The following is a 25,547-nucleotide window of genomic DNA, read 5'->3' on the forward strand; positions in this document are numbered from 1 at the left end:
AAGGCAGCCCGCCCTCATGGGAGCAGGTCTTGGCGGGGCCACGGCGTGGCCGTTGGAGCGGAAGGTTGCCATCCTAACGAATTACCGGCGAAAAGGCAGCCGGCAGCTGATGAGGCGTCGTGGTCGCGCCCATGAAAAAGGCCGCCCGAAGGCGGCCTTTTCTGGAGTCAGTCAGGCTCAGGCCTTCTTGACTTCCCAACCGGTCAGCTCAGCCAGGGCCTTGCCGATGTCGGCCAGGGAACGCACGGTCTTCACACCCGCGTCCTGCAGGGCGGCGAACTTCTCGTCCGCAGTGCCCTTGCCGCCGGAGATGATGGCGCCGGCGTGGCCCATGCGCTTGCCGGGCGGTGCGGTGACACCGGCGATGTAGGACACCACCGGCTTGGTCACGTTGGCCTTGATATAGGCCGCGGCTTCTTCTTCAGCGCTGCCACCGATCTCGCCGATCATCACGATGGCTTCGGTCTGCGGATCTTCCTGGAACAGCTTCAGGATATCGATGAAGTTCGAACCCGGGATGGGGTCGCCGCCGATGCCCACGCAGGTGGACTGGCCGAAGCCGGCGTCGGTGGTCTGCTTCACGGCTTCATAGGTCAGGGTGCCGGAACGCGACACGATACCGACCTTGCCCGGCAGGTGGATGTGACCGGGCATGATGCCGATCTTGCACTCGCCGGGGGTGATGACGCCGGGGCAGTTCGGGCCGATCAGGCGTACGCCCAGCTCGTCGCACTTCACCTTGGCATCCAGCATGTCGAGGGTGGGGATACCCTCGGTGATGCAGACGATCAGCTTGATGCCGCCCTGCGCCGCTTCCATGATGGAGTCTTTGCAGAAGGGAGCCGGCACGTAGATCACCGAAGCGTCGGCGCCAGTGGCTTCGACGGCTTCACGCACGGTGTTGAACACCGGCAGACCCAGGTGGGTGGAGCCGCCCTTGCCGGGGGTCACGCCGCCGACCATCTGGGTGCCGTAGGCGATGGCCTGTTCGGAGTGGAAGGTACCTTGGCTACCGGTGAAGCCTTGGCAGATGACCTTGGTGTCTTTGTTGATCAGGACGCTCATTACTTACCCTCCGCGGCCTTGACGACCTGCTGGGCAGCGTCGGTCAGGCTGGTTGCCGCGATGATGTTCAGGCCGCTTTCGGCCAGGACCTTGGCACCGAGTTCGGCGTTGTTGCCTTCCAGGCGAACCACGACCGGCACCTTCACGCCAACTTCTTTCACGGCACCGATGATGCCTTCGGCGATCATGTCGCAGCGCACGATGCCGCCGAAGATGTTGACCAGAACGGCCTTCACGTTGCTGTCGGACAGGATGATCTTGAACGCCTCGGTCACGCGCTCTTTGGTCGCGCCACCGCCAACGTCCAGGAAGTTGGCCGGCTTGCCGCCGTGCAGGTTGACGATGTCCATGGTACCCATGGCCAGACCGGCACCGTTGACCATGCAGCCGATGCTGCCTTCCAGGGCCACGTAGTTCAGTTCCCATTTCTGCGCATGGGCTTCACGGGCGTCGTCCTGCGACGGGTCGTGGAAGGCGCGCAGCTTGGGCTGACGGTAGATGGCGTTGCTGTCGATGTTGATCTTGGCATCCAGGCAGTGCAGGTTGCCGTCCTTCTTGATCACCAGCGGATTCACTTCCAGCAGAGCCAGGTCGTAGTCCTGGAACAGCTTGGCCAGACCGACGAAGATCTGGGTGAACTGCTTGATCTGGTCACCTTTCAGGCCCAGCTGGAACGCCAGGTCGCGACCCTGGTAGGGCTGAGCGCCCACCAGCGGATCGATGGTGGCCTTCAGAATCTTTTCCGGAGTGTCGTGAGCGACTTTCTCGATGTCCACGCCACCTTCGGTGGACGCCATGAACACGATACGGCGGCTGGAACGATCGACCACGGCGCCCAGATAGAGCTCCTGATCGATGTCGGTGCAGGATTCGACCAGGATCTTGGTGACCGGCTGACCGTTGGCGTCGGTCTGGTAGGTCACCAGACGCTGGCCCAGCCACTTGGCGGCGAATTCCTTGGCTTCTTCCTTGCTCTTGACCAGCTTCACACCACCGGCCTTACCACGGCCACCGGCATGTACCTGGGCCTTGACGACCCACTCGTCGCCGCCGATACGGCCGCAAGCCTCGTAGGCCTCCTGGGGGGTGTCGACAGCGTAGCCTTTGGAAACGGGCAGGCCGTATTCAGCGAACAGCTGCTTACCCTGATACTCGTGGAGATTCATGCTTGTCTACCGTCTTCGTTGGGTATTGCGCATTCGACGCTGTGCGTTCTCCGAGCCGTCCTCCGGACGATCGCGGGCACCGCGCCACCTGTGACCCCTGCCCTCGCAAGGGTCCGAGGTGCCTTCCTGCGGTGGAGCCCTGGAGCTCCACGGCGGTCGGCGACCCCGTGGTTCCGTAAATCTCTTACCGCTTCTTGCGATTCACTGCGTGGATCGCATGACCGTTCACCGCCAGGGCCGCTTCGTGCAGCGCCTCGGACAGCGTCGGGTGCGAGAACACCATCATGCCCAGGTCTTCGGCACTGGAGCCGAATTCCATGGCGATGGCGCCTTGCTGCACCAGCTCCGCCGCGCTCGGGCCGACCACATGGACGCCCAGGACGCGATCGGTCTTGGCATCGGCCACGACCTTGACGAAGCCGGCGGTGTCGTTGGCCGCCAGGGCACGACCGCTGACCGCGAAGGGGAAGGTGCCGACGTTGACTTCGACGCCTTCGGCCTTCAGGGCCTGCTCGGTCTTGCCGACCCACGCGATTTCCGGGTGGGTGTAGATCACCGAGGGGACCAGATCATAGTTCATCTGGGCCTTGTGACCGGCGATGCGCTCGGCAACCATCACGCCCTCTTCCGAGGCCTTGTGGGCCAGCATCAGACCGCGCACGCAGTCACCGATGGCGAACACGCCCGGTACGCTGGTAGCGCAATGGTCGTCGACATAGATGTAGCCACGCTCGTCGCTTTCCACGCCGCTGTCGGATGCCAGCAGGTCGGTGGTGACCGGACGACGGCCCACGGCGACGATCAGGCGATCGAAGGTGATCTGCTTTTCTTCACCGGCTTCGGTGTAGTTGACGGTGACTTCTTCGCCGTTGACCTGGGAGCCGGTTACGCGAGCCCCCATGCGGATGTTCAGACCCTGCTTGGAGAGGATCTTGTAGGCTTCCTTGGACACCTGCTCGTCGGCGGCGACCAGGAACTTGTCCAGGGCCTCCAGCACGGTGACTTCGGCACCCAGGCGAGCCCAGACCGAACCCAGTTCCAGGCCGATGACGCCGGCACCGATCACGCCCAGACGCTTGGGCACGCTCTGGAATTCCAGGGCGCCGGTGGAATCGACGATGACCTTCTGGTCCACCGGAGCCGGCGGGATGTCGATGGGACGCGAGCCGGACGCCAGGATGACGTTCTCGGCCTCGACCACCTGGACGTTGCCGTCCAGACCGGTGACTTCGACCTTCTTGCCGGACAGCAGCTTGCCGTTGCCTTCCAGCAGGGTCACGCCGTTCGCCTTGAACAGGGTGGCCACGCCGCCGGTGAGGTTCTTCACGATCTGGTCCTTGCGGCCGATCATAGTGGGCACGTCGATGGTGACGTTCGGCGCGTCGATGCCGTGGACCTTAAAGCCCTCGTGGGCCTCGTGGTACTTGTAGGAGCTGTCCAGCAGCGCCTTAGAGGGAATGCAACCCACGTTCAGGCAGGTGCCGCCCAGGGCGACCTTGCCTTCCTTGCCCTTGTAGCGCTCGACACAGGCCGTCTTCAGACCGAGCTGCGCGGCGCGGATAGCGGCCACGTAGCCGCCAGGGCCGGCGCCGATCACCACTACGTCGAATTTGTCGCTCATACACTAATCCCCTTGGAGCAGCTTCAGGCAGGAAAACTTGAAGCGGTGCGTGGCCCCTGCCCCGCACCGCGAGAGCCGGATCAGATGTCCAGCAGCAGACGAGCCGGGTCTTCCAGCAGGTCCTTCATGGTGACCAGGAAGGTCACGGCTTCCTTGCCATCGATCAGGCGATGGTCGTAGGACAGCGCAAGATACATCATCGGCAGGATCACCACCTGGCCGTTCACCGCCATGGGACGTTCCTGGATCTTGTGCATGCCCAGGATCGCGGTCTGCGGCGGGTTGACGATGGGGGTGGACAGCAGCGAACCGAAGACACCACCGTTGGAGATGGTGAAGGTACCGCCCTGCATGTCTTCCATGGTCAGCTTGCCGGCCTTGGCCTTCTTGCCGAAGTCGGCGATGGTGCCTTCCACTTCCGCCAGGCTCATGAACTCGGCGTTGCGCAGCACCGGCACCACCAGGCCGCGGTCGCTGGACACGGCCACGCCGATGTCCTGATAACCGTGGTAGACGATGTCGTTGCCGTCGATGGAGGCATTGACGCCCGGCTGACGCTTGAGCGCCTCGGTGGCAGCCTTGACGAAGAAGGACATGAAGCCCAGGCGCACGCCGTTGTGCTTCTTCTCGAACATGTCCTTGTACTTGGAGCGCAGGTCCATGATCGGCTTCATGTTGACCTCGTTGAAGGTCGTCAGCATGGCCATGCTGGACTGGGCTTCCACCAGGCGCTCGGCGACCTTGGCCCGCAGGCGGGTCATGGGCACGCGCTTCTCGGTACGGTCGCCAGCGGCGGTCACCACCGGAGCGGCAGCGGCAGCGGGCTTGGCAGCCGGAGCGGCGGCGCCGGACTTCTTGGCCTCGACGGCGGCGACGGCGTCTTCCTTGGTGATGCGGCCGCCCTTGCCGGTACCGACCAGGGTAGCCGGATCGATGCCGTTCTCTTCGGCGATCTTGCGCGCAGCGGGAGCCAGGATCGGATCCTCGTCACCACCGGCGGCCGGGGCGGCGGCCGGAGCGCTGGCAGCGGCCGGCTGGGCAGCCGGCGCGGCGGCGGCAGCGCCCTCTTCCACGCGAGCGATGACTTCTTCGCTCAGCACGGTATCGCCTTCGTTCTTCAGGACTTCGGCCAGGACGCCATCCACGGGTGCCACGACTTCCAGCACGACCTTGTCGGTCTCGATGTCGACCAGCAGTTCGTCACGCTTGACTGCTTCGCCGGGCTTCTTGTGCCAGGTGGCGACGGTGCCGTCAGCGACCGATTCCGGGAAGGTAGGGGCTTTGATCTCGATAGCCATTCTATGAATTTCCTTAGTGATCTCTAGTAGTCGCGTGGCGAATCAAACGGAGAAAGCATCTTGCAGCAGTTTTTCCTGCTGCTCGGCGTGCATGGAGGCATAGCCACAGGCCGGTGCGGCGGACGCATCGCGACCGGCGTATTCCAGACCCAGGCCCTGCTTGTACCCGGACACGGCGCGGCGCATGTGATGCTGGCTGCAGTACCAGGCGCCCTGGTTCATCGGCTCTTCCTGGCACCAGACCACGCGCTCGAGGTTCGGATAACCCGCCAGCACCTCGGCCAGATCGTCTTCCGGGAACGGATAGAGCTGCTCCAGACGCACGATGGCGATGTCCTGGCGATTCTCGCTGCGGCGCTTTTCCAGCAGGTCGTAGTAGACCTTGCCGCTGCACAGGACCAGGCGCTTCACCTGCTGGGCATCGAGCTGATCCAGCTCGTTGATCACGGTCTGGAACGAACCATGGGCCAGGTCTTCCAGGGTCGAGATGGCCAGCTTGTGGCGCAGCAGCGACTTGGGCGTGAGCACCACCAGCGGCTTGCGCAGCGGGCGGATAACCTGGCGACGCAGCAGATGATAGATCTGCGCCGGGGTGGTCGGGACGCAGACCTGGATGTTCTGCTCGGCGCACAGCTGCAGGTAACGCTCCAGACGGGCCGAGGAGTGCTCCGGACCCTGGCCTTCGTAGCCATGGGGCAGCAGCATGGTCAGACCGCAGAGACGACCCCACTTGATCTCGCCGCTGGTGATGAACTGGTCGATGACGACCTGGGCACCGTTGGCGAAGTCACCGAACTGGGCTTCCCAGACCACCAGCGCATTGGGCGTGGTGGTGGCATAGCCGTATTCGAAGCCCAGCACCGCTTCCTCGGAAAGGAAGGAGTCGTAGATCTCGAACGACGGCTGATCTTCGGCCAGGTGCTGCAGGGGCACGTAGGGCACGGCGTCCTTCTGGTTGTGCAGCACCGCGTGACGGTGCGAGAAGGTGCCACGACCGACGTCCTGACCGGTGATGCGGATCGGATGGCCTTCGTGCAGCAGGGTGGCGTAGGCCATGGTCTCGGCGAAGCCCCAGTTCAGCGGCAGGCCGCCGGCGGTCATCTTCTGCCGATCCTCGAGGATCTTGCCGACCTGACGCTGGACCACGACGCCTTCCGGGATCTCCAGCAGCTTGTTGGCCAGGTCCTGCAGGGTCTTGAGGTCGAAGCCGGTGTCGTGACGCGCGGTCCAGGCATGGCCGAGGTAGGGTTTCCAGTCGACGAACAGGTCGCGATTGGGTTCCTTGACCAGGCTGGCCACCACGTGACGGCCCTCGTCGAGGGCGCCGCGATAGGCTTCGAACTGCGCCTGGACCTGCTCGGCGGTGACGACGCCGGCCTGGGTCAGGGCGTCGGCGTAGAGATCGCGGGTAGTGCGCTGCTTGGCGATCTGCTGGTACATCAGCGGCTGGGTGCCGCTCGGCTCGTCGGCCTCGTTGTGGCCGCGACGGCGGTAGCACACCAGGTCGATGACGATGTCACGCTTGAACTGCATGCGGTAGTCGACCGCCAGCTGGGTGACGAACAGCACCGCCTCGGGATCGTCGCCGTTCACGTGGAAGATCGGCGCCTGGATCATCTTGGCGACGTCGGTGGCGTACTCGGTGGAGCGCGCGTCTTCCTGGCGGTTGGTGGTGAAACCGACCTGGTTGTTGATGACCAGGTGCAGGGTACCGCCGGTCTTGTAGGCGCGGGTCTGCGACATCTGGAAGGTTTCCATGACCACGCCCTGGCCCGCGAAGGCGGCGTCGCCGTGGATGGCCACGGGCACGACCTTGTCGCCGGAACGATCGCCGCGGCGATCCTGGCGGGCACGCACCGAGCCTTCCACCACCGGAGAGACGATCTCCAGGTGCGAAGGGTTGAACGCCAGCGCCAGGTGGACTTCGCCGCCCTGGGTCATGACGTTGGAGGAGAAGCCCTGGTGATACTTGACGTCACCGGAGCCCAGCTCGACCAGCTTCTTGCCTTCGAACTCGTCGAACAGGTCGCGCGGGTTCTTGCCCAGGGTGTTGACCAGCACGTTGAGGCGGCCACGGTGGGCCATGCCGATCACCAGCTCCTTGACGCCATAGGAGCCGGAACGCTGGATGATCTCGTCGATCAGCGGGATCAGGCTCTCGCCCCCTTCCAGACCGAATCGCTTGGTGCCCGGGTACTTGGTGCCCAGGTACTTTTCCAGGCCCTCGGCGGCGGTCAGACGCTCCAGCAGATGGGTGCGGACTTCCGGCGAATACTGCGGGCGGCCACGGACGCTTTCCAGGCGCTGCAGGAACCAGCGGCGCTCTTCGGAATCGACGATGTGCATGAACTCTGCACCGACCGTGCGGCAATATGTCTCTTGCAGCGCATCCCTGATTTCGCGGAGAGTTGCCTCCTCTTTGCCGATGAACAATTCACCGGTGCGGAAGGTGGTATCCAGATCGGCGTCGGTCAACCCATAGTGGTTGAGCAGCAGATCGGCAGGCGGCTGACGCTTCCACAGACCCAGGGGGTCGAGTTGGGCAGCCTGATGGCCCTGCAGGCGGAACGCCTGGATCAGACGCAGGACTTCGACCTGCTTCTTCTCGTGTTCGGAACTGACGGTACCGGCCGAGACCGGTTGAGCTCGCCGCTGGTTCTTGCCCAACAGCACGAAATGGTCGCGGATCGCGGAATGCGCGACGTCCGGCGAATTGCCAGTGACCGCAGGCAGCTTCTGGAAGTAGGTGCGCCACTCTTCCGGCACAGCGTTGGCATCGTGCAGAAACAGCTCATAGAGCTCTTCCACATAGGCAGCGTTACTGCCGGACAGGTGAGCGCTGTCCCACAGTTGCTGCATCTGACTTTCGTGCATCTAGTTCACCCCTTCGGCAGAGATAGCATCAGCCGATGACCTGTCTCGACGCGAGACCTGGCCTCACTGCGGCTGCGCCAATGCCCGGATGCTGTTCCGGGTATCCCTGAATGGACATTGGTTGAATCAAGCTATCAAGGTCGCTAACGAACCCGCCCGGCACAACAGGCCGGGCGGGACGTGGATCAGGTACCGCTCTGCAGCAGCATCGCCCGCACATGGCCGATGGCCTTGGTCGGGTTCAGCCCCTTGGGACAGACCGCCACGCAGTTCATGATCGAACGGCAGCGGAACACGCTGAACGGATCGTCCATGGCCGCCAGACGCTCCTGGGTCTTGGTGTCACGGCTGTCGGCCAGGAAGCGATAGGCCTGCAGCAGTGCAGCGGGACCGAGGAACTTGTCGGGGTTCCACCAGAAGGACGGGCAGGACGTCGAGCAGCAGGCACACAGGATGCACTCGTACAGACCGTCGATCTTCTCGCGATCTTCCGGGCTCTGCAGGCGCTCGATGGCCGGGGCCGGGGTCTCGTTCTGCAGGAACGGCTTCACCTTCTCGTACTGCTTGTAGAAGATGCTCATGTCGACGACCAGGTCACGAATGACCGGCAGGCCGGGCAGCGGACGCACGACCAGCTTGTCGTTCTTGACCACGGCCGACAGCGGCGTGATGCACGCCAGGCCGTTCTTGCCGTTGATGTTCATGCCGTCGGAGCCGCACACGCCTTCGCGGCAGGAACGACGGTAGGAGAAGCCTTCATCCTGCTCTTTGATCAGAGCCAGGACGTCCAGCACCATGAGGTCCTTCCCACCGGTATCGACCTGGAACTCCTGCATGGACGGCAGGCCGTCCTGATCCGGGTTGTAACGATAAACGCTGACTTTCAACATGGTGGTCACCTTTAGTAAGTCCGAACCTTGGGTTCGAACATCGGTACGGTCTTGGGCGCGAAGTTGACTCCACGCTTACTGACCCGCTTTTCACCGGGGAAATAGAGGGTGTGGCACAGCCAGTTCTCGTCGTCACGCTCTTCGAAGTCTTCGCGGGCGTGAGCACCACGGGACTCCTTGCGGTTCTCGGCGGCGATGGCGGTCGCTTCGGCCACTTCCAGCAGGTTCTGCAACTCGAGCGCCTCGATACGGGCGGTGTTGAAGCCCTGGCTCTTGTCGTTGATCTTGACCTTGGCGATGCGCTCGCGCAGATCGGCCAGCTCGGCGATGCCCTTCTGCATGTACTCGCCGGTGCGGAACACCCCGAAGTAGTTCTGCATGCAGGTCTGCAGTTGCTTGCGCAGCGTGGCGACGTCGTCGCCAGTGGTCCGCTCGTTGACGCCGGACAGGCGCTGCAGCGAGGCTTCCAGGTCGCTCTCCGACGCACCGCGGTGCTCGATGCCGTCCTTAAGCGCCTTCTCCAGGTGCAGACCGGCGGCACGACCGAAGACCACCAGGTCCAGCAGCGAGTTGCCACCCAGACGGTTGGCGCCGTGCACGGACACGCAGGCCACTTCGCCCACGGCGAACAGGCCTTCGATGATCCTGTCGTTGCCGTTGGCATCCTGAGTGATGGCCTGACCATGAATGTTGGTGGCGATGCCGCCCATCATATAGTGGCAGGTCGGGATCACGGGCACCGGCGCGACGACCGGGTCGACGTGGGCGAAGGTCTTGGACAGTTCGCAGATGCCGGGCAGACGGCTGTGCAGCACGTCTTCACCCAGGTGGTCCAGCTTCAGCAGCACGTGATCGCCATCCGGACCGCAACCGTTGCCGGCCAGCACTTCCTTGACCATGGAACGGGCGACCACGTCGCGACCGGCCAGGTCCTTGGCGTTGGGCGCATAGCGCTCCATGAAGCGCTCGCCGTGCTTGTTGATCAGGTAGCCACCCTCACCGCGGCAACCCTCGGTGACCAGTACCCCGGCACCGGCGATGCCGGTGGGGTGGAACTGCCACATCTCGATGTCCTGCACGGGCACGCCGGCGCGCAGCGCCATGCCGACGCCGTCACCGGTGTTGATCAGGGCGTTGGTGGTGGAGGCATAGATACGGCCCGCACCGCCGGTGGCCAGCACGGTGGCCTTGGCCTTGACGTAGACGGTCTCGCCGGTCTCGATGCAGATGGCGATGACCCCGACGATGACGCCGTCCTGGTTCTTCACCAGATCCACGGCGTACCACTCGTTGAGGAACACGGTGTTGTTCTTCAGGTTGCCCTGATAGAGGGTGTGCAGCAGGGCGTGACCGGTACGGTCGGCCGCGGCGCAGGTCCGCGCGGCCTGGCCGCCCTTGCCGTAGTCCTTGGACTGGCCGCCGAAGGGACGCTGATAGATGCGGCCCTGCTCGGTGCGGGAGAACGGCAGACCCATGTGCTCGAGCTCGAAGACCGCTTCCGGGCCTACGGAGCACATGTACTCGATGGCGTCCTGGTCACCGATGTAGTCCGACCCCTTGACGGTGTCGTACATGTGCCAGCGCCAGTCATCGTTCGGGTCGGCCGAGGCGATGGCGCAGGTGATGCCGCCCTGGGCGGACACGGTGTGGGAACGGGTCGGGAAGACCTTGGTGATCACCGCGGTCTTGTGACCGGACTGGGCCAGTTGCAGCGCTGCGCGCATACCGGCGCCGCCGCCACCTACGATGATGGCATCAAACGAAATATGACGAATTGTGGACATAGATCAAACACCCCAGAAGATCTGCACGCCCCAGACGAAGAACGCGAACATCGCGAACCCGCATACCGCCTGGAAGAGGAAACGCACGGCGGTAGCACCCTTGCCGATAGCCATGGTGGTCAGGTAGTCGGTGGAGATGGTCCACATACCAACCCAGGCATGAACGCAGACGGACACCAGCGCCAGCAGGCTGAAGATGCGCATCAGGGTGTGGGAGAACAGGCCGTGCCATTGCTCGAAGGTGAGCCCTGGATGAAGGATCAGGTAGCCGATGATAAAGAGGAAGTAGACCGCAAGGACGACTGCCGAGACCCGTTGAGCCATCCAGTCGTAGAGACCGGAACGCGAAAGATTGGTGACGTTGGTTACCATACCCAAACCCCTGCCAGAATGATCAGAACTGCGGAAATGACCAGCACGAGCTGCGCACCCAGCTTGCCGCCCTGCAGGGTTTCGCCGGCGCCACCATCCATGATCAGGTGCCGAATGCCGGCGACCAGGTGGTAGAGCAATGCAGACAGCAGACCCCAGATCACGAGCTTGACCAGCGGATAGGCCAGAAAAGCTTTCACTTGGCCGAAGCCTTCCGGACTGCCCAGCGACAGGTGCAGGCCATAAAGCATGACTGCAATGCCGAGGAACAGGATGACGCCGGAGATACGGTGAAGAATCGAGGTATAAGCTGTGATAGGTAGTTTGATGGTCCTGAGATCTAGGTTTACAGGTCGTTTGCTATTCACGGCTTCTTTCACACTGAGGGCCCAATTGCGGTCGGGCTAGTTATAGGAGATTCCACATCTGCTACACGCTTCCTGTTGGAGGCGTCTCGACCGCTCGGCATCAGCTCGCCGACCCGGTACGGTCGGGCGGGAATTATAGACAGTTAGCCTACTCATGACAAACGCGGATGCCCGATTCCGACGTCGCCAGCTGATATTCAGAAGCCTGCGTGTTAATGTCTTTTCGCCGCACAATCTGCCCATAAAGCGCCTCTAGGGTGATATTTTCGTAAATTGACTTTCAAATTTATCCCTCTATAGTGGGCGAGGCCCTGAGTGGAGGGTTTATTGATGATTTCAAAGCAAAATAAGGAGGCCTAATGGCTGACAAGAAAGCGCAGTTGATCATCTCGGGAGCGGATCCGGTTGACCTGCCCGTTATGTCCGGCACCCTTGGCCCGGACGTGATCGATGTTCGCAACCTCACCTCCACTGGTGTGTTCACCTTTGACCCGGGCTTCATGTCCACTGCCTCGTGCGAGTCCAAGATCACCTATATCGATGGTGACAAGGGCATCCTGCTGCACCGCGGCTACCCGATCGAGCAATTGGCGGAGAAATCCGACTATCTCGAGACCTGTTACCTGCTGCTCAAGGGTGAATTGCCGAACGCGCAAGAAAAGGCGCAATTCGTCGACACCATCAAGAACCACACCATGGTTCACGAGCAACTGAAGAACTTCTTCAACGGCTTCCGTCGCGATGCGCACCCCATGGCCATCATGTGCGGTGTGGTCGGCGCGCTGTCGGCCTTCTACCACGACTCCCTGGACATCACCGATCCGCAGCACCGCGAGATTTCGGCGATGCGCCTGATCGCCAAGATGCCGACCCTGGCAGCGATGGTGCACAAGTACTCCATGGGTCAGCCGATGATGTATCCCCGCAACAACCTGGGATACGCGGAAAACTTCCTGCACATGATGTTCAACACCCCGTGCGAGGAAAAACCGATCAGCCCGGTGCTGGCCCGCGCCATGGATCGCATCTTCATCCTGCATGCCGACCATGAGCAGAACGCCTCCACCTCCACCGTCCGCCTGGCCGGTTCCTCGGGCGCCAACCCCTTCGCCTGTATCGCTGCCGGTATCGCCGCCCTCTGGGGCCCGGCGCACGGTGGCGCCAACGAAGCGGTGCTGAAGATGCTGGACGAGATCGGCGATGTGGCCAACATCGACAAGTTCGTGGCCAAGGCCAAGGACAAGAACGATCCGTTCAAGCTGATGGGCTTCGGCCATCGCGTCTACAAGAACTTCGATCCGCGCGCCACGGTGATGAAGCAGACCTGCGACGAAGTCCTGGCCGAGCTCGGCATCAACGATCCGCAGCTGGAACTGGCCATGCGCCTCGAAGAACTGGCCCGCAAGGACCCCTACTTCGTCGAGCGCAACCTCTATCCGAACGTGGACTTCTACTCCGGCATCATCCTCAAGGCGATCGGCATCCCGACCAGCATGTTCACCGTGATCTTCGCCATGGCGCGGACCGTCGGCTGGATCTCGCACTGGCAGGAAATGCTGTCCGGCCCCTACAAGATCGGCCGGCCGCGTCAGCTGTATACCGGCGTCGCCCAACGCGACATCCCGGACGATCGCGGCTGATCGATCCGTTAGGAAGAACCCCGCTTCGGCGGGGTTTTTTTATGCCTGTAGCACCTGGCCGGAGTCGGGTGCAAGAAACGCCAGGCATGAAAAAGCCCGCACTAGGCGGGCTTTTTCGAGTCTGGATCAGGCAGCTTACTTGGCCTGAGCTTCGACTTCGGCTTCTACGCGACGGTTAACAGCGCGACCGGCTTCGGTGGCGTTGTCAGCAACCGGGCGGGATTCGCCGTAACCAACAGCGTTCACGCGGCTGCCCTGCACGCCGTACTGGTTGACCAGGACGTTACGCACGGCGTTGGCACGACGCTCGGACAGCTTCTGGTTGTAGGCGTCGGTGCCGACGGAGTCGGTGTGGCCTTCAACGGTGGTCGAGGTCTGCGGGTACTGCTGCATGAAATCAGCCAGGTTCTTGATGTCGGCGTAGCTGTTGGGCTTGACCACGGCCTTGTCGAAATCGAACTTCACGTCCAGCTCGACGCGAACGGTTTCGGCGGCAGCCGGGCAGCCGGTAGCGTCAACGGTGACGTTGGCCGGGGTGTTCGGGCACTTGTCGACGTTGTCGCAGACGCCGTCGTTGTCGGAATCGGTGCAGACGTCAGCAACGGGGGCCGGAGCCGGAGCCGGAGCGACTTCTTTCTTGGTGGAACCACCGAAGTTCAGACCCACACCTACAGCAGCGCTCCACTCGGTGTCGCCGTAGTCGATGTTGTAGTTGGCTTGCACGCCGGTACGGGCATACAGGTTCTCGGTGAAGTAGTACTTCAGGCCGGCACCCAGGTTGGCGTAGGTGGAACGGTCACGACCACCTTCGTTGATGTCGCGGTTGCTGATGGACTGGTGAGCGAAGCCACCGGACACGTACGGACGCAGGCCGACGCCGGGCTGACCGAAGTGGTAGTAGGCGTCCAGAGCGGCCAGGCTGCCCTTGATGTTCTTGTGGCCCAAGTCGTGGTCGCCACGGGCGTTGTGGTACTCACCGTAGGACAACGCCAGCTCAACGTCGTCGGTCAGGAAGTAGCCAACGGAACCGCCGTACAGGTCAGCGTTGGTCATGTTGCGCTGGCTGTCGGTGAACAGACGGCTGCCGAACAGCTCGGTCTCGACGGCGCCTTGACCTTGTGCCAGGGCGCTCAGCGAGGCGCTTGCCAGCAGGGAGCCGATAACGACGCCCAAGGTGCTCTTCAGTTTCATCCTTTGTATCCCCATTTTAGTGGTACTAATTCCGGCAATCTCCGGAGGCTTCGACAACAAGTTTTCGTGAAGTTCAAAAACTTACGGCTGACACATCCGGTCAGCCCTCAACTTCAGCTGCGAACTTGTCACGCAGTTTGTCGAGTGCCCGCTTGTACCGCATCTTGGTGGCGCTGAGGCCCATGTGCATGATGTCGGCGATCTCTTGGAACTCCAGCTCTGCGACGAAGCGCAGCACCAGGATCTCCCGATCGACCTGACCCACATGGACCAGCCAGCGATCCATCCCTCCCTTCTCTTCCAGCTTCGGCGCCCGTTCCTCGGAGGCTTCCTCCATCGGATCGAGACTTAATGCCTCCACCAGCCGCCGCTTGCGGCGTTCCTTGCGGTACTGAGTGATGCACTCGTTGTAGGTGATGCTGTACAGCCAGGTCTTGAATTTCGATTTCCCCTCGAAATTCTTCAAACCGTAAAGCACCTTCAGCATGATCTCCTGGCAGACATCGTCTGCATCCCGGTCGTTCCCCAGGTAGCGGGCGCAGACGTTGAACAGGGTGCGCTGATAACGGCGCATCAGTTCTTCGTAGGCTCGCGTCACGTGGAAGAGTTCACCATGCGCGCGCTGGACCAGCTCTTCATCACTGAGCGTAGTCGGGTCGTAGGCATGAGGGGCAGGCTTGTTCAAGACGGAGTAGGCTACCAAAAAGTGGCGGGCATGATAGCCATCTCCGCGGCGCCTGTCAGCGGCTGCGCACCGGAGCCTCCAGCAATAGACGGTTCGGAACCGAAACGATATCGCCTTCTTCGGTCATGATGAGGGTCTTGGCGGTGCCGATTTCCTCGATCTCGCCTTCGACATCCGCCAGGGTCACCCACTGGCCGACTTCGTAGAGTTCGCGCACATAGATGCCGGCCAGAATCTGCGACACCAGGCCCCGGCTGCCCAGCCCCAGGGCCAGGGCCGCGGCCAGGGCAAAGGCGGTGAGCACGATGGCGATGACCAGGTTCAGCAGCTCGGTCTTGATCTCCAGCTGACCTACCGCGACCGAGATCGAAATGATGATGACCAGCCCTTGGGCCAGGCGCCCCAGCCCCGCGGCGTAGTCCAGGCCGACACCTTCGGCGGCGCCATGGACCAGGCCACTGACCAGTTGCGCCAGTAGCACGCCAACGATGAGCACCAGGGCAGCACCAAAGATCTTGGGTACATAGAGCGCCATGACGTCCAGGGTGGAGGACACGCGCTGCAGACCCAGGGATTCGGCGGCCGACACCAGGAACACCAGCAGCACGAACCAGTAGACGATCCGGCCGATGAGGGTGGTGACCGGGATGCGGATGCCGATCTTGGCCAGCTGCTTGGTCACACCGGCACCGGCAAGGATGCGATCCAGGCCGAGTTTGGCGAGTACCTTCGACAGCACGGTGTCGAGAATCTTGGCGACGGCGAAGCCGGCGAGGATCACCACCAGGGCGCCGAAGACGTTGGGAATGAAACCGGCCACCTTGCTCCACAGGGTGGTCATGGCGGACAGCAGACTCTGGGTCCAGATATCGAATTCCATCTACTTCAGGATCTCCGGGGAAGATTCGCTACGCCGGGTGCGACGTGAGCGCGGCTTCAGATGAGGGGTACCGTTGCCCAGCGCCAGCAGCAGCACCGATACCCAGTGCCGCCCGATCAGATCGAACAGCGCACCCGCGCCCACCTGACGGTTGGCGGTCTTGAGCACCCGGTGCAAGCGCGCCTGGTCATCGCCCTCCTCGTCCTGAGCGTCGGCCGGGGTATTGAGGAGCGCCTTGAGGGACGCTTCGAAAGGATCGTGCATAAGCACCTCGCTGGTCGTTTCCTCTTGACGCAGCGAGGTGGAGGCGGGTCACAGCCAGCGCAGTCGGCGAAACAGCCAGACCTGGAAGATCGACACCGCCGCGATCAGCAGGCAGGCGGCCACGAAGCCGAAGGGAGACGACGAACCCGGCAGGCCGCCCATGTTCATCCCGAGCAAGCCGGTGATGAAGCTGATGGGCAGGAAGAAGCCGGTGATGATGGCCAGCAGATAGAGAGTGCGATTGGTCTTTTCCGTGGTCGCCCGCTGTTCGGCGTCCTGCAGCAGCGCCACCCGCTCGCGCATCACCTCGAGCTCTTCCAGGTTGCGCACCAGGCTGTTGTGCAATTCGCTCCAGTACCCCTGGCTGGCCGCCTCGACGAACCAGGCGGGCTTGCCACGGGCCAGATCGCCATAGATGTCGCGCTGCGGGGCCAGATAGCGGCGCAGCCCGGTCGCGCGGCGCCTGAGCGTGAGCACCTGGGCATGGTCGGGCAGGCTGTTCTCGTCCTGGTCGACCTGCTCTTCGAGGCCATCGAGCTGATCGGACAGGTCGCGCACCAGGTCATCGACGCGGCTGGTCATGTAGCTCGCGAGGTAGAGCACCAGTTCTTCGGCGCTCTGGGCGCCGATGCCCGCCTCCAGGTCTTCCTGGACCTCGGCGGCGGCCTTCATGGGTCTCATGCGCAGGGAGATCACCCGGCGTTTGTCGACGAACACCCGCAGCGACACCATGTCCTCGGGCACGGCGCCGGGATTGAGATTCACCCCGCGCAGGAACAGCAGCAGGCTGTCGTCGGGCTGATTGACCAGGCGCGGGCGGGTCGCCTCTTCCAGCAGCAGGTCGCAGGCGAATTCGCTCAGGCCGCTGGATTGCCGGAGCCAGGCCTGGGCTTCGGGGACACTACGATCCCAGTGCAGCCAGAGCACCTCGCCGGGGCCCGGTTCGGCCTCGGCCAGCTCTCGGCGACTCAGGCGTCTTCCGCCGCCGCGGCCATCGAGGAGATAGCCGTAGATGAGGCCCTGTTCCACATCGCTGTCGTACTGCTGCATCTGGGATCTCTTGCAGGGATCGCGACCGCTTCCGGTCAGGCGATCCGGCGAAGGTGGCCCTGGACAGGGCGCAGACGCCACCTTCGTGGGGAAATGAGGGGATTAATCCTGCAAAGGATCACCCCGCCTTTGCCAGGCGGGGTGATCCCCGGGGTCAGGCGTTGCCTTCAGCCAGGAAGAACCAGGTGTCGAGCACGGAGTCGGGGTTGAGCGAGACGCTCTCAATGCCCTGCTCCATCAGCCACTTGGCCAGATCCGGGTGATCCGAGGGACCCTGACCGCAGATGCCGATGTACTTGCCGGCCCGATTGCAGGCGGCGATGGCATTGGCCAGCAGTTTCTTGACCGCCGGATTACGCTCGTCGAACAGGTGGGCGATGATGCCGGAGTCGCGATCCAGGCCCAGGGTGAGCTGGGTCAGGTCGTTGGAGCCGATGGAGAAGCCGTCGAAGTGCTCGAGGAATTCGTCCGCCAGCAGGGCGTTGGAGGGCAGCTCGCACATCATGATCACGCGCAGGTCGTTCTCGCCGCGCTTGAGGCCGTTCTCGCCGAGCAGCTCGACCACCCGCGCCGCCTCGTCCAGGGTGCGCACGAAGGGCACCATGAGCTCGACGTTGGTCAGGCCCATCTCTTCGCGCACCTTCTTCATGGCGCGACATTCCAGCTCGAAGCAGTCGCGGAAGTTCTCGCTGATGTAGCGGGAGGCGCCGCGGAAGCCCAGCATGGGGTTCTCTTCCTCGGGTTCGTAGAGCTTGCCGCCGATGAGGTTGGCGTACTCGTTGGACTTGAAGTCCGACAGGCGCACGATGACCTTTTTCGGCCAGAAGGCGGCGGCCAGGGTGGAGACCCCTTCCACCAGCTTCTCGACATAGAAGCCGACCGGATCCGAATAACCGGCGATGCGCTTGTCGACGCTCTCCTTCACCTCGAAGGGCAGGCTGTCGTAGTTCAGCAGCGCCTTGGGGTGCACGCCGATCATGCGATTGATGATGAATTCGAGGCGCGCCAGACCCACGCCGGCATTGGGCAGCTGGGCGAAATCGAAGGCGCGATCGGGGTTGCCGACGTTCATCATGATCTTGAACGGCAACTCGGGCATGGCATCCACCGAGCTCTTGCGGATGTCGAAGTCCAGCTCGCCTTCGTAGATCAGGCCGGTATCGCCCTCGGCGCAGGAGACGGTGACGGTCTGGCCGTCCTTGAGCAGGCTGGTGGCATTGCCGCAGCCGACCACCGCCGGGATACCCAGCTCACGGGCGATGATGGCGGCGTGGCAGGTACGACCGCCACGGTTGGTGACGATGGCGCTGGCGCGCTTCATCACCGGCTCCCAGTCGGGATCGGTCATGTCCGAGACCAGCACATCGCCGGGCTGGACGCGGTCCATCTCGCTGACGTCGCGGATGATCTTGACCTTGCCGGCGCCGATGCGCTGACCGATCGAACGGCCTTCCACCAGCACCTGGCCCTTGTCCTTGAGCAGATAGCGCTCCATGACGGTGGCACTGGCCCGGCTCTTCACCGTTTCGGGGCGTGCCTGGACGATGTAGAGCTTGCCGTCGTCGCCGTCCTTGGCCCATTCGATGTCCATCGGGCGACCGTAGTGGCGCTCGATGATCAGCGCCTGCTTGGACAGTTCGGTGACCTCGGCGTCGGTGATGGAGAAACGCGCGCGATCCGCCGGCTCGACATCGACGGTGCGGACGGAGCGACCGGCCTTGGCTTCTTCGCCATAGACCATCTTGATCGCCTTGCTGCCCAGGTTGCGCCTGAGGATGGCCGGACGACCGGCTTCCAGGGTCGGCTTGTGGACATAGAATTCGTCCGGGTTCACCGCGCCCTGCACCACGGTCTCGCCGAGACCGTAGGCGGCGGTGACGAAGACCGCATCGCGGAAACCGGATTCGGTATCCAGGGTGAAAAGCACGCCGGCAGCGCCGGTTTCCGAACGCACCATGCGCTGCACGCCGGCGGACAGGGCGACCAGCTTGTGATCGAAGCCCTGGTGGACGCGGTAGGCGATGGCGCGGTCATTGAAGAGGGAGGCGAAGACTTCCTTGGCCGCGCGAATGACGTTGTCGACGCCGCGGATGTTGAGGAAGGTTTCCTGCTGGCCGGCAAAGGAGGCATCCGGCAGGTCTTCGGCGGTCGCCGAGGAGCGTACGGCCACGGCGAGATTGGGGTTGCCGGCCGAGATCTCGGCGAAGGCCCGGCGAATCTCGGCGTCCAGGCGCTCGGGGAAAGGGGCGTCCATGACCCACTGGCGGATCTGGGCGCCGGTCTTGGCCAGGGCGACGACGTCGTCGACATCCAGGGCGTCGAGGGCCGCATGGATACGCTCGTTCAGCCCACTCTGTTCAAGGAAGTCGCGATAGGCCTGGGCCGTGGTGGCGAACCCGCCCGGCACGGACACGCCCGCGTTGGCCAGGTTGGCGATCATCTCGCCGAGAGATGCGTTCTTGCCGCCCACGCGCTCGACGTCGTGCACGCCAAGCTGCTCCAGTGAAATTACATACTCGTCCAAGGTCTTCTCTCCATCTTGTGTCTTTGTGGGAAAGCAGTACGCCTCGGCGCTCGCCCCATGGACAGTGGACGGCGGTAGGTTACAGTGCAGCGATCCCTGCCCCGTACGCCACCAGGACGTCCCTCCATGCAACGAACCGCCTTTTTCATTTCCGACGGTACCGGCATCACGGCCGAAACCCTCGGTCAGAGCCTCCTGGCCCAGTTCGGGGACATCACCTTCAGAAAGGTCACCCGCCCCTACGTGGATACGCTGGACAAGGCCAGGGCGATGGTACAGCAGATCAATGCCGCCGCCGTCCAGGACGGTGCGCGACCCATCATCTTCGATACCATCGTCAACCGTGACATCCGGGCCATTCTGGACCAGTCGAACGGGTTCATGATCGACATCTTCTCCACGTTTTTATCCCCACTCGAAAGGGAACTTTCCGCCGAATCTTCGTATTCGGTAGGGAAGTCACATTCGATCATGCACAATAGTCACTACATGGAGCGGATCGAGGCCGTCAATTTCGCACTCGAAAACGACGACGGCGCCCGCACGACCCACTATGCGCAGGCCGATCTGATCCTGGTGGGGGTCTCGCGCTGCGGCAAGACGCCGACCTGCCTCTATATGGCGCTGCAATACGGCATCCGCGCGGCGAACTATCCGCTGACCGAAGAGGACATGGAGCGCCTGCAGCTGCCCGCCTCGCTGAAGACCTACAAGGACAAGCTGTTCGGCCTGACCATCGATGCCGAGCGCCTGGCGGCGATCCGCCACGAGCGCCGGCCCAACAGCCGCTATGCGAGCTTCGCCCAGTGCGAATTCGAACTGCGCGAGGTGGAGAGTCTGTTCCGCCGCGAGAACATCTCCTTCATCAACACCACGCATTTTTCCGTGGAAGAAATCTCGGCGAAGATTCTGGTGGAGAAAGGCGTGGAAAGACGGTTTAAATAGCCCACCACCCCTCTTCTTCGGCGCCCGCGCGGCGCGCCAGGCGACCGCCATGAACCTCGTCGATGCCCTGCTGTTCTTTCCGGTCGCCCTGCTCATCGCCCTGACCCCCGGCCCCAACAACTTCTGCTCGCTCGGCAATGGCATCCGCCATGGCGCGGTGACGGCGGGACTGGCGGCCCTGGGGCGCGATGTGGCCTTCGTGATCTTCCTAGTGATCTCGGCGGTGGGCCTGGGCGCCATGCTGCTGGCTTCGGAGACGGCCTTCACCGTCATCAAGTGGATAGGCGCGCTCTACCTGCTCTACCTTGGCGTGAAGAGCTGGCGCAGCCGGGCCTTCGACGGCCTGGACCTGACCGAGAGCGGCACGGCGCAACCGCGGGCGCTGCACCGGCTGATGCTGCAGGAATTTCTCATCGGCATCAGCAATCCCAAGGCGATCCTGCTGTTCGCCGCGGTCTTTCCGCAGTTCATCGACCCCACTCAGCCGACGACCCAGCAGTTCGTCTACCTGGGTGGCACCCATCTGTTCGCGGAAATGGTCGCGGCCTTCATCTACGGCCTGTTCGGCCGGCAGATCCGCCGCTTCATCCGCGGCCCCCGTGGCGTGCGCCGCCTCAACCAGGCTACCGGGGCCTTCTTTGCCGGCGCCGGCGGTCTGTTGCTGACCGCCCACCGCTGATTCAGGACGCCACCAGCCCGGACTGGGCGGCGCCCAGCTTGGCCAGGGCCGCCTCGATCGCCGACCAGGGTTTTTCCGCGGGCGCTACGGGCGTGGCCAGGGCTGCCTGGCGAGCGGTGCGCACCAGCGTGTTGAATTCGGCTGTCAGTGCCGCGGCCTGGGCCGTGTCGGCATCTCCGGACAAGACCGCGGGCGACAGCCAGAGGCGCTCCTGCAGGCGTTCGCCGACCTGGCGGGCGAATTGCAGCCGCCGCTGCTGGCCGATCTGCCCGGGCTCGGCGTCTTCGACCAGGCCCAACGACAGCGTCTTGTAGGCCGGCAGCCGATCGAGCAGACCCTGCTGGACCTGGACCGAGCGCGGCCAGTCGACATGCAGCCCCTCCACCGGCAGACCGGCAGCCAGCCCCAGGTTGTCGATCAATTCACCGTGACGCACACCCAGCAGCTTCTTCAGCGGCTCGCGCTGCAGCAGGTTGTAGGCCCTTTCGAAGGCGGTACGCCAGGCTAGCGGCAGCTCCAGTGCCAGCAACGGCTCGTCGAGCTGGATCCATTCCACGCCCTGAGCGGCCAACCGCGCGAAGATTTCGCCATAGACCGGCAGCAGCGATTCCAGCAGCTCGAGACGGTCGAAGGCGGGATCGAGCGAGCGACCGAGCCACAGATAGCTCAGCGGCCCGAGGATCACCGGCTTGACGGCGAGACCGAGCGCCTGGGCCTCGGCGACCTCGTCGAACAGCTGTTCCCAGCCAAGGGCGAAGGACTGGTCCGCGGTGAATACCGGGACCTGACAGGGGCCGACGAATCCCTGAGCGTCTGCCGCCTCGGTGCGAGTGGCGGCGCCGACCAGATACGAGTGCGCCAGAACCCGATCACCCCAGCCGAAGTCGCCTACCGCGAGCCACTCGCAACCCGCGGCCTGCTGGGCACGCCACGCCTGCCGACGCTGCTGGCGCCCCTGGTCGATCAGGGCGGCACGGTCACACTCGTCGGGAGAGGCCATCGTCGCCAGGAACGTGTCACCCTGTTGCTCGCGCCGCGCGGAACCCTGGGAATGAATCTTGACCATCGCACACCTCCACCTGACAAGGTGGAGATTGTCGTCGCGCGCGCCGCATGAAACAAACTCAGGTTTCTTGTGATGAAATCAAGTTTCTCTCATACACCTGGATCAGGGTTTGAAGCGCGCCATGCTGTAGGCGTCGGTGAACGCCCCATCGCGCAGGGCATAGCGACGCAACAGCCCTTCTTCCTCGAAACCCAGCTTGCGATAGAGCGCCAGGGCCGGCTCGTTGTCGCTGAAGACGGTCAGCTCGACCCGTTGCAGATTCATCCAGTTGTCGGCGAGGTCGAGCAGGGCCGTCAGCAGCTGGGTGCCTATGCCCTGCCCCTGGCAATCGCGGGCCACGCCCATGCCGAGGGCCCCACAGTGCTGGCGGCGAATGCGCGGCTGTTGCTCGAGACTGGCGCTGCCCACCACCCGTCCCTGCTGCAGGGCGACCAGTCCTATCCGCCCTTCGCGTTCGCCGCTCAGACGCTGCCGCCATTGCTCGGCGCTCTGATAGGGCAATTGCAGCACCTGTCGCGCCACTGACGGATCGCCATAGAGGGCAGCGAGGCCCTCGGCATGACGATCGGCATAGCGTTCAAGGTGGACGAGCGAGCTGGACATGGGTGGCACTCCTTCGCGAAAGTCCGCAGCTTCGCCCAGGTCCGGGGGCTCGGACAAGGGCGAAGGGTGCGAGTCACGCGCCGGTTACAGCGTCCACTTCAGGCTGAGCATGACGTTGCGGGGATCGCCGTAGGTGCCGAAACCCGTGCCGCTGGGAATGCCCTGCCAGTACTTCTCGTCGAAGATGTTGTTGAAGTTGACGCGACCATCCCAGTGGTCGTTGAAGCGGTAGCCCGCCATCAGGCCGACCACGGAGTAGCTGTCCTGCTTGGCCTCGCCGTTACCCACCCGCTTGAAGGTCTCGCTCTGCGCCAGCACATCGGCGCCGATGCGCCAGTTGCTCAGGTTACCGGTCAACTGGTAGCTGGTGGCGGCCTTGAACAGGTGCTTGGGCTGCTCCGGAGCGAAGCGGCGGTCTTCGTAGACCAGATCCTTGGTGTATTCGCTCAGCACCAGGGTATAGGCCGCCGAGGCCTGCCAGTTGGGCGCCAGTTGACCGGAAATCTCCGCATCGATGCCGCGGCTGCGCACTTCGCCGGCGGTGTCGTAGCAGGTACGGCTCTGCCGGGTGCACTCGATCGGCTGAGGGGACAGCTCATAGGCGCGGCCCTCCTGAACGGTCTCGAAGAGCGCCACGGAGGCATTCAGCGCACCGTCAAAATAAGCGCCCTTCAAGCCAATCTCGTAGCTCTTGCCCGTCATGGGGGCGAGCACCGAGTTACCGGTGTTCTGCTGGCTCTGCGGCTTGAAGATATCGGTGTAGCTGGCGTAGACCGAATAGGTGTCGTTCAGATCGTAGATGATGCCGGCATAGGGCGTGAATTCACGCGTGGCCTTGTAATCATCATCGCTGTAGAGATTGTCGAAGTCATACCAGCTGACGCGGCCGCCGACGATGACGTGCAGCGGATCTATGGGGTTGAAGCGCGCCGCCGCGTAGATCGCCTCTTCGGTCGTGGTGTTCTTGCTGGCATAGGGGGTAAGGCTGTCCTTGGCGGGCTTGGGGATGCTGCTGGGGCGAAAGTTGTAGATGTCGATCGGTGTCGCGCCTGAGTAGCCGCCACGCTGATAGAACTTCTCCTGACGGCGACTCAACCCCGCCATCAGTTCGTGCTCGCGACCCAGCAACTGGAAGGGACCGCTGACCGAAGCATCAATGTTGAGCTGGTCGGAATCGGTACGGTAGGCACCAGAAGCAGTACCGAGATCGGCCACCGTGTTGTAGGCGTAGTTGTTGCTCGGCAGGGTGGTGACGTAGTTGGAATAGGTATCGGAATTGGCCCAGACCTGCTGCGCCGCCAGCTTGGCCTTCCAGCCGTTGTCGAAGGTGTGGGTGATGTCCGAGAACAGGGTGTAGTTGTCCTGATCCCAGTAGGCCCAGTCGCCGCTCAGGAAGGTGGAACGTGACAGATGCAGGTTTTCACCATTGGGCCCGCTGGGCAGGCTGCCCCAGTCGGAGGTCTTGTCCTCGCGCTGCTTGGACGCGCCGATGGTCCAGGTGGTGGAGTCGCTGAGATCCGCCTCGAGGACGCCATAGAAGGTCTGGCGCTTGCGCTCGCGCACGTCCTGGAAACTGTGGCCGTCCTCGTAGGCGGCCACGGCGCGACCGCGCAGGGTGCCGGCTTCGTTGAGCTTGTTGGAGGCGTCGACCTCGGTGCGGTAGCGATCCCAGCTGCCGGCGCTGGTGGTGACGCTGACCTGGGGGAAGGCGGTCGGGCGCTTGCGCACCAGATTCAGGGTGGCCGAAGGATCGCCGGCGCCGGTCATCAGGCCGGTGGCGCCGCGGACCACCTCGACGCGGTCGTAGATGGACAGGTCCGCCGAGGACAGAGTGTCGAGGGTAAAGGTCCCGGCCGTGGTGGGCAGGCCGTCGTACATGATGTTGTCGATGCGGAAGCCGCGGGAGAGGAATTCCTGACGGTCGCCGCCGAACTTGTTCAGCGTCACCCCCGGGGCGTATCTGACCACATCGTTGAGGTCGGTCATGCCCTGGTCTTCCATGCGCTGCCGGGTGATGACGCTCACCGACTGGGGCGTCTCCCGGATCGACAGCGGCAGGCCGGTGGAGGTGCTCATGGCGCCGGTGGTGTAGGAGCGCGTCCCTTCGGTGGTCGTCCGGCCTGTCAGGGAGCCATCGTCCGCACTGATGGTGGTGGCCTCCAGCGCCACGCTGCCGGCTGCCGCCTGGGTGGCCACCGGGGCTACGGTCGCGACCGAGCCACTGACCGAGGCCGCCAGGCCACTGCCCGCCAGCAGACGCTGCAGGGCGACATCCGGCTCCATCCGCCCCGCCAGTGCCGGCGCCCGCTTGCCCACCAGGGCGGCAGGATCGTAGTTCACCTGGAAGCCGCTCGCGCGCGCGAAGCTCTGCAAGGCGTCAGCCAGCGGCTGCGCCGGTTGCGACAGCGCCACGGGGGCGGCCTGGGCGAGCGTCGCCACGCCCAGGGAAACGGAAAGCGCGATGAGGCGAAGGGAGAAGAGCTGCATGTCGTTGGTCGTCCTCTAGGGAAACACCGACCCGTCCGTACCCCACGTAAGGACTCGCTGGAGGCTTTCCAGGGACCGGTATCCGTTGCCGTCTT

General features: G+C 63.5%; 21 protein-coding genes. 3 read left to right on the plus strand and 18 right to left on the minus strand.

All coding sequences use genetic code 11. From position 1 onward, the window contains the following. Nucleotides 1-177: 177 nt before the first annotated feature. From sucD to sdhC, 9 genes are all read right to left on the minus strand, one after another. Complete coding sequence (gene sucD, locus FHR73_RS10015) at nucleotides 178-1,065, minus strand: succinate--CoA ligase subunit alpha (RefSeq protein ID WP_183630842.1); 888 nt, start codon at nucleotides 1,063-1,065, stop codon at nucleotides 178-180. Beyond that, nucleotides 1,065-2,231: an ADP-forming succinate--CoA ligase subunit beta gene (sucC, locus tag FHR73_RS10020; RefSeq protein WP_064306646.1), complete on the minus strand. Its 1,167-nt coding sequence runs from the start codon at nucleotides 2,229-2,231 to the stop codon at nucleotides 1,065-1,067. Before sucC ends, sucD begins: the two co-directional genes overlap by 1 nt. 184 nt (nucleotides 2,232-2,415) lie before the next feature. Then, on the minus strand, nucleotides 2,416-3,852 hold the full coding sequence (gene lpdA, locus FHR73_RS10025) for a dihydrolipoyl dehydrogenase (protein WP_133859672.1): 1,437 nt from the start codon (nucleotides 3,850-3,852) through the stop codon (nucleotides 2,416-2,418). Between the two features lie 80 nt (nucleotides 3,853-3,932). Next, entirely contained in the window at nucleotides 3,933-5,150 is a 1,218-nt protein-coding gene (odhB, locus tag FHR73_RS10030) for a 2-oxoglutarate dehydrogenase complex dihydrolipoyllysine-residue succinyltransferase (protein WP_183630844.1), read from the minus strand. 42 nt (nucleotides 5,151-5,192) lie between these two features. Further along, nucleotides 5,193-8,024: a 2-oxoglutarate dehydrogenase E1 component gene (locus tag FHR73_RS10035; protein WP_183630846.1), complete on the minus strand. Its 2,832-nt coding sequence runs from the start codon at nucleotides 8,022-8,024 to the stop codon at nucleotides 5,193-5,195. A 185-nt stretch (nucleotides 8,025-8,209) separates the two neighbouring features. Next, entirely contained in the window at nucleotides 8,210-8,914 is a 705-nt protein-coding gene (locus FHR73_RS10040; protein WP_007159253.1) for a succinate dehydrogenase iron-sulfur subunit, read from the minus strand. Between the two features lie 11 nt (nucleotides 8,915-8,925). After that, nucleotides 8,926-10,698 (minus strand): succinate dehydrogenase flavoprotein subunit, encoded by a 1,773-nt coding sequence (sdhA, locus tag FHR73_RS10045; protein WP_133859675.1) that lies wholly within the window; start codon nucleotides 10,696-10,698, stop codon nucleotides 8,926-8,928. Between the two features lie 3 nt (nucleotides 10,699-10,701). Then, complete coding sequence (gene sdhD, locus FHR73_RS10050) at nucleotides 10,702-11,070, minus strand: succinate dehydrogenase, hydrophobic membrane anchor protein (RefSeq protein ID WP_133859676.1); 369 nt, start codon at nucleotides 11,068-11,070, stop codon at nucleotides 10,702-10,704. Beyond that, a complete protein-coding gene (gene sdhC / locus FHR73_RS10055; RefSeq protein WP_026083585.1) occupies nucleotides 11,064-11,450 on the minus strand; it encodes a succinate dehydrogenase, cytochrome b556 subunit in 387 nt (128 codons plus the stop codon). The genes sdhD and sdhC overlap by 7 nt, the downstream gene beginning before the upstream one ends. Before the next feature lie 347 nt (nucleotides 11,451-11,797). On the opposite strand from sdhC, the gene gltA reads away from it, so the two are divergent. Next, a complete protein-coding gene (gltA, locus tag FHR73_RS10060; protein WP_183630848.1) occupies nucleotides 11,798-13,078 on the plus strand; it encodes a citrate synthase in 1,281 nt (426 codons plus the stop codon). 135 nt (nucleotides 13,079-13,213) lie between these two features. Here gltA and FHR73_RS10065 read toward each other — a convergent pair whose 3' ends face one another. The 6 genes from FHR73_RS10065 to ppsA all read right to left on the minus strand — a co-directional run bounded on the left by FHR73_RS10065 (nucleotide 13,214) and on the right by ppsA (nucleotide 19,672). Then, nucleotides 13,214-14,269 (minus strand): OmpA family protein, encoded by a 1,056-nt coding sequence (locus tag FHR73_RS10065; RefSeq protein WP_183630850.1) that lies wholly within the window; start codon nucleotides 14,267-14,269, stop codon nucleotides 13,214-13,216. Nucleotides 14,270-14,369: 100 nt separating this feature from the next. Then, complete coding sequence (gene sigX, locus FHR73_RS10070) at nucleotides 14,370-14,954, minus strand: RNA polymerase sigma factor SigX (RefSeq protein WP_007159259.1); 585 nt, start codon at nucleotides 14,952-14,954, stop codon at nucleotides 14,370-14,372. Between the two features lie 55 nt (nucleotides 14,955-15,009). Further along, a complete protein-coding gene (locus FHR73_RS10075) occupies nucleotides 15,010-15,834 on the minus strand; it encodes a mechanosensitive ion channel family protein (protein ID WP_183630852.1) in 825 nt (274 codons plus the stop codon). Next, nucleotides 15,835-16,098: a CrfX protein gene (locus FHR73_RS10080; protein WP_183630854.1), complete on the minus strand. Its 264-nt coding sequence runs from the start codon at nucleotides 16,096-16,098 to the stop codon at nucleotides 15,835-15,837. A gap of 48 nt (nucleotides 16,099-16,146) precedes the next feature. Next, nucleotides 16,147-17,148 (minus strand): zinc transporter ZntB, encoded by a 1,002-nt coding sequence (locus FHR73_RS10085; RefSeq protein WP_183630855.1) that lies wholly within the window; start codon nucleotides 17,146-17,148, stop codon nucleotides 16,147-16,149. A 154-nt stretch (nucleotides 17,149-17,302) separates the two neighbouring features. After that, nucleotides 17,303-19,672 carry a phosphoenolpyruvate synthase gene (gene ppsA, locus FHR73_RS10090; RefSeq protein ID WP_183630856.1) on the minus strand — a complete coding sequence of 790 codons (2,370 nt, stop codon included), beginning with the start codon at nucleotides 19,670-19,672 and terminating at the stop codon, nucleotides 17,303-17,305. Between the two features lie 126 nt (nucleotides 19,673-19,798). Here ppsA and FHR73_RS10095 point away from each other — a divergent pair, with 126 nt between their 5' ends. Both FHR73_RS10095 and FHR73_RS10100 read left to right on the plus strand, forming a co-directional pair. After that, nucleotides 19,799-20,617, plus strand: coding sequence for a pyruvate, water dikinase regulatory protein (locus FHR73_RS10095; protein ID WP_007159264.1), 819 nt, complete (start codon nucleotides 19,799-19,801; stop codon nucleotides 20,615-20,617). 49 nt (nucleotides 20,618-20,666) lie between these two features. Continuing rightward, nucleotides 20,667-21,296, plus strand: a complete 630-nt coding sequence (locus FHR73_RS10100) for a LysE family translocator (protein WP_183630857.1) — start codon at nucleotides 20,667-20,669, stop codon at nucleotides 21,294-21,296. Between the two features lies 1 nt (nucleotide 21,297). Here the strand turns inward: FHR73_RS10100 and FHR73_RS10105 are convergent, their stop codons facing one another. The 3 genes from FHR73_RS10105 to FHR73_RS10115 all read right to left on the minus strand — a co-directional run bounded on the left by FHR73_RS10105 (nucleotide 21,298) and on the right by FHR73_RS10115 (nucleotide 25,452). Continuing rightward, nucleotides 21,298-22,362, minus strand: a complete 1,065-nt coding sequence (locus FHR73_RS10105) for a hypothetical protein (protein ID WP_183630858.1) — start codon at nucleotides 22,360-22,362, stop codon at nucleotides 21,298-21,300. A gap of 102 nt (nucleotides 22,363-22,464) precedes the next feature. Further along, nucleotides 22,465-22,965, minus strand: a complete 501-nt coding sequence (locus FHR73_RS10110; RefSeq protein ID WP_183630859.1) for a GNAT family N-acetyltransferase — start codon at nucleotides 22,963-22,965, stop codon at nucleotides 22,465-22,467. 84 nt (nucleotides 22,966-23,049) lie between these two features. Then, nucleotides 23,050-25,452, minus strand: coding sequence for a TonB-dependent siderophore receptor (locus FHR73_RS10115; protein ID WP_183630861.1), 2,403 nt, complete (start codon nucleotides 25,450-25,452; stop codon nucleotides 23,050-23,052). Nucleotides 25,453-25,547: the final 95 nt, after the last annotated feature.

This window comes from Pseudomonas sp. AS2.8 (assembly GCF_014190935.1).
GTDB lineage: Bacteria > Pseudomonadota > Gammaproteobacteria > Pseudomonadales > Pseudomonadaceae > Chryseomonas.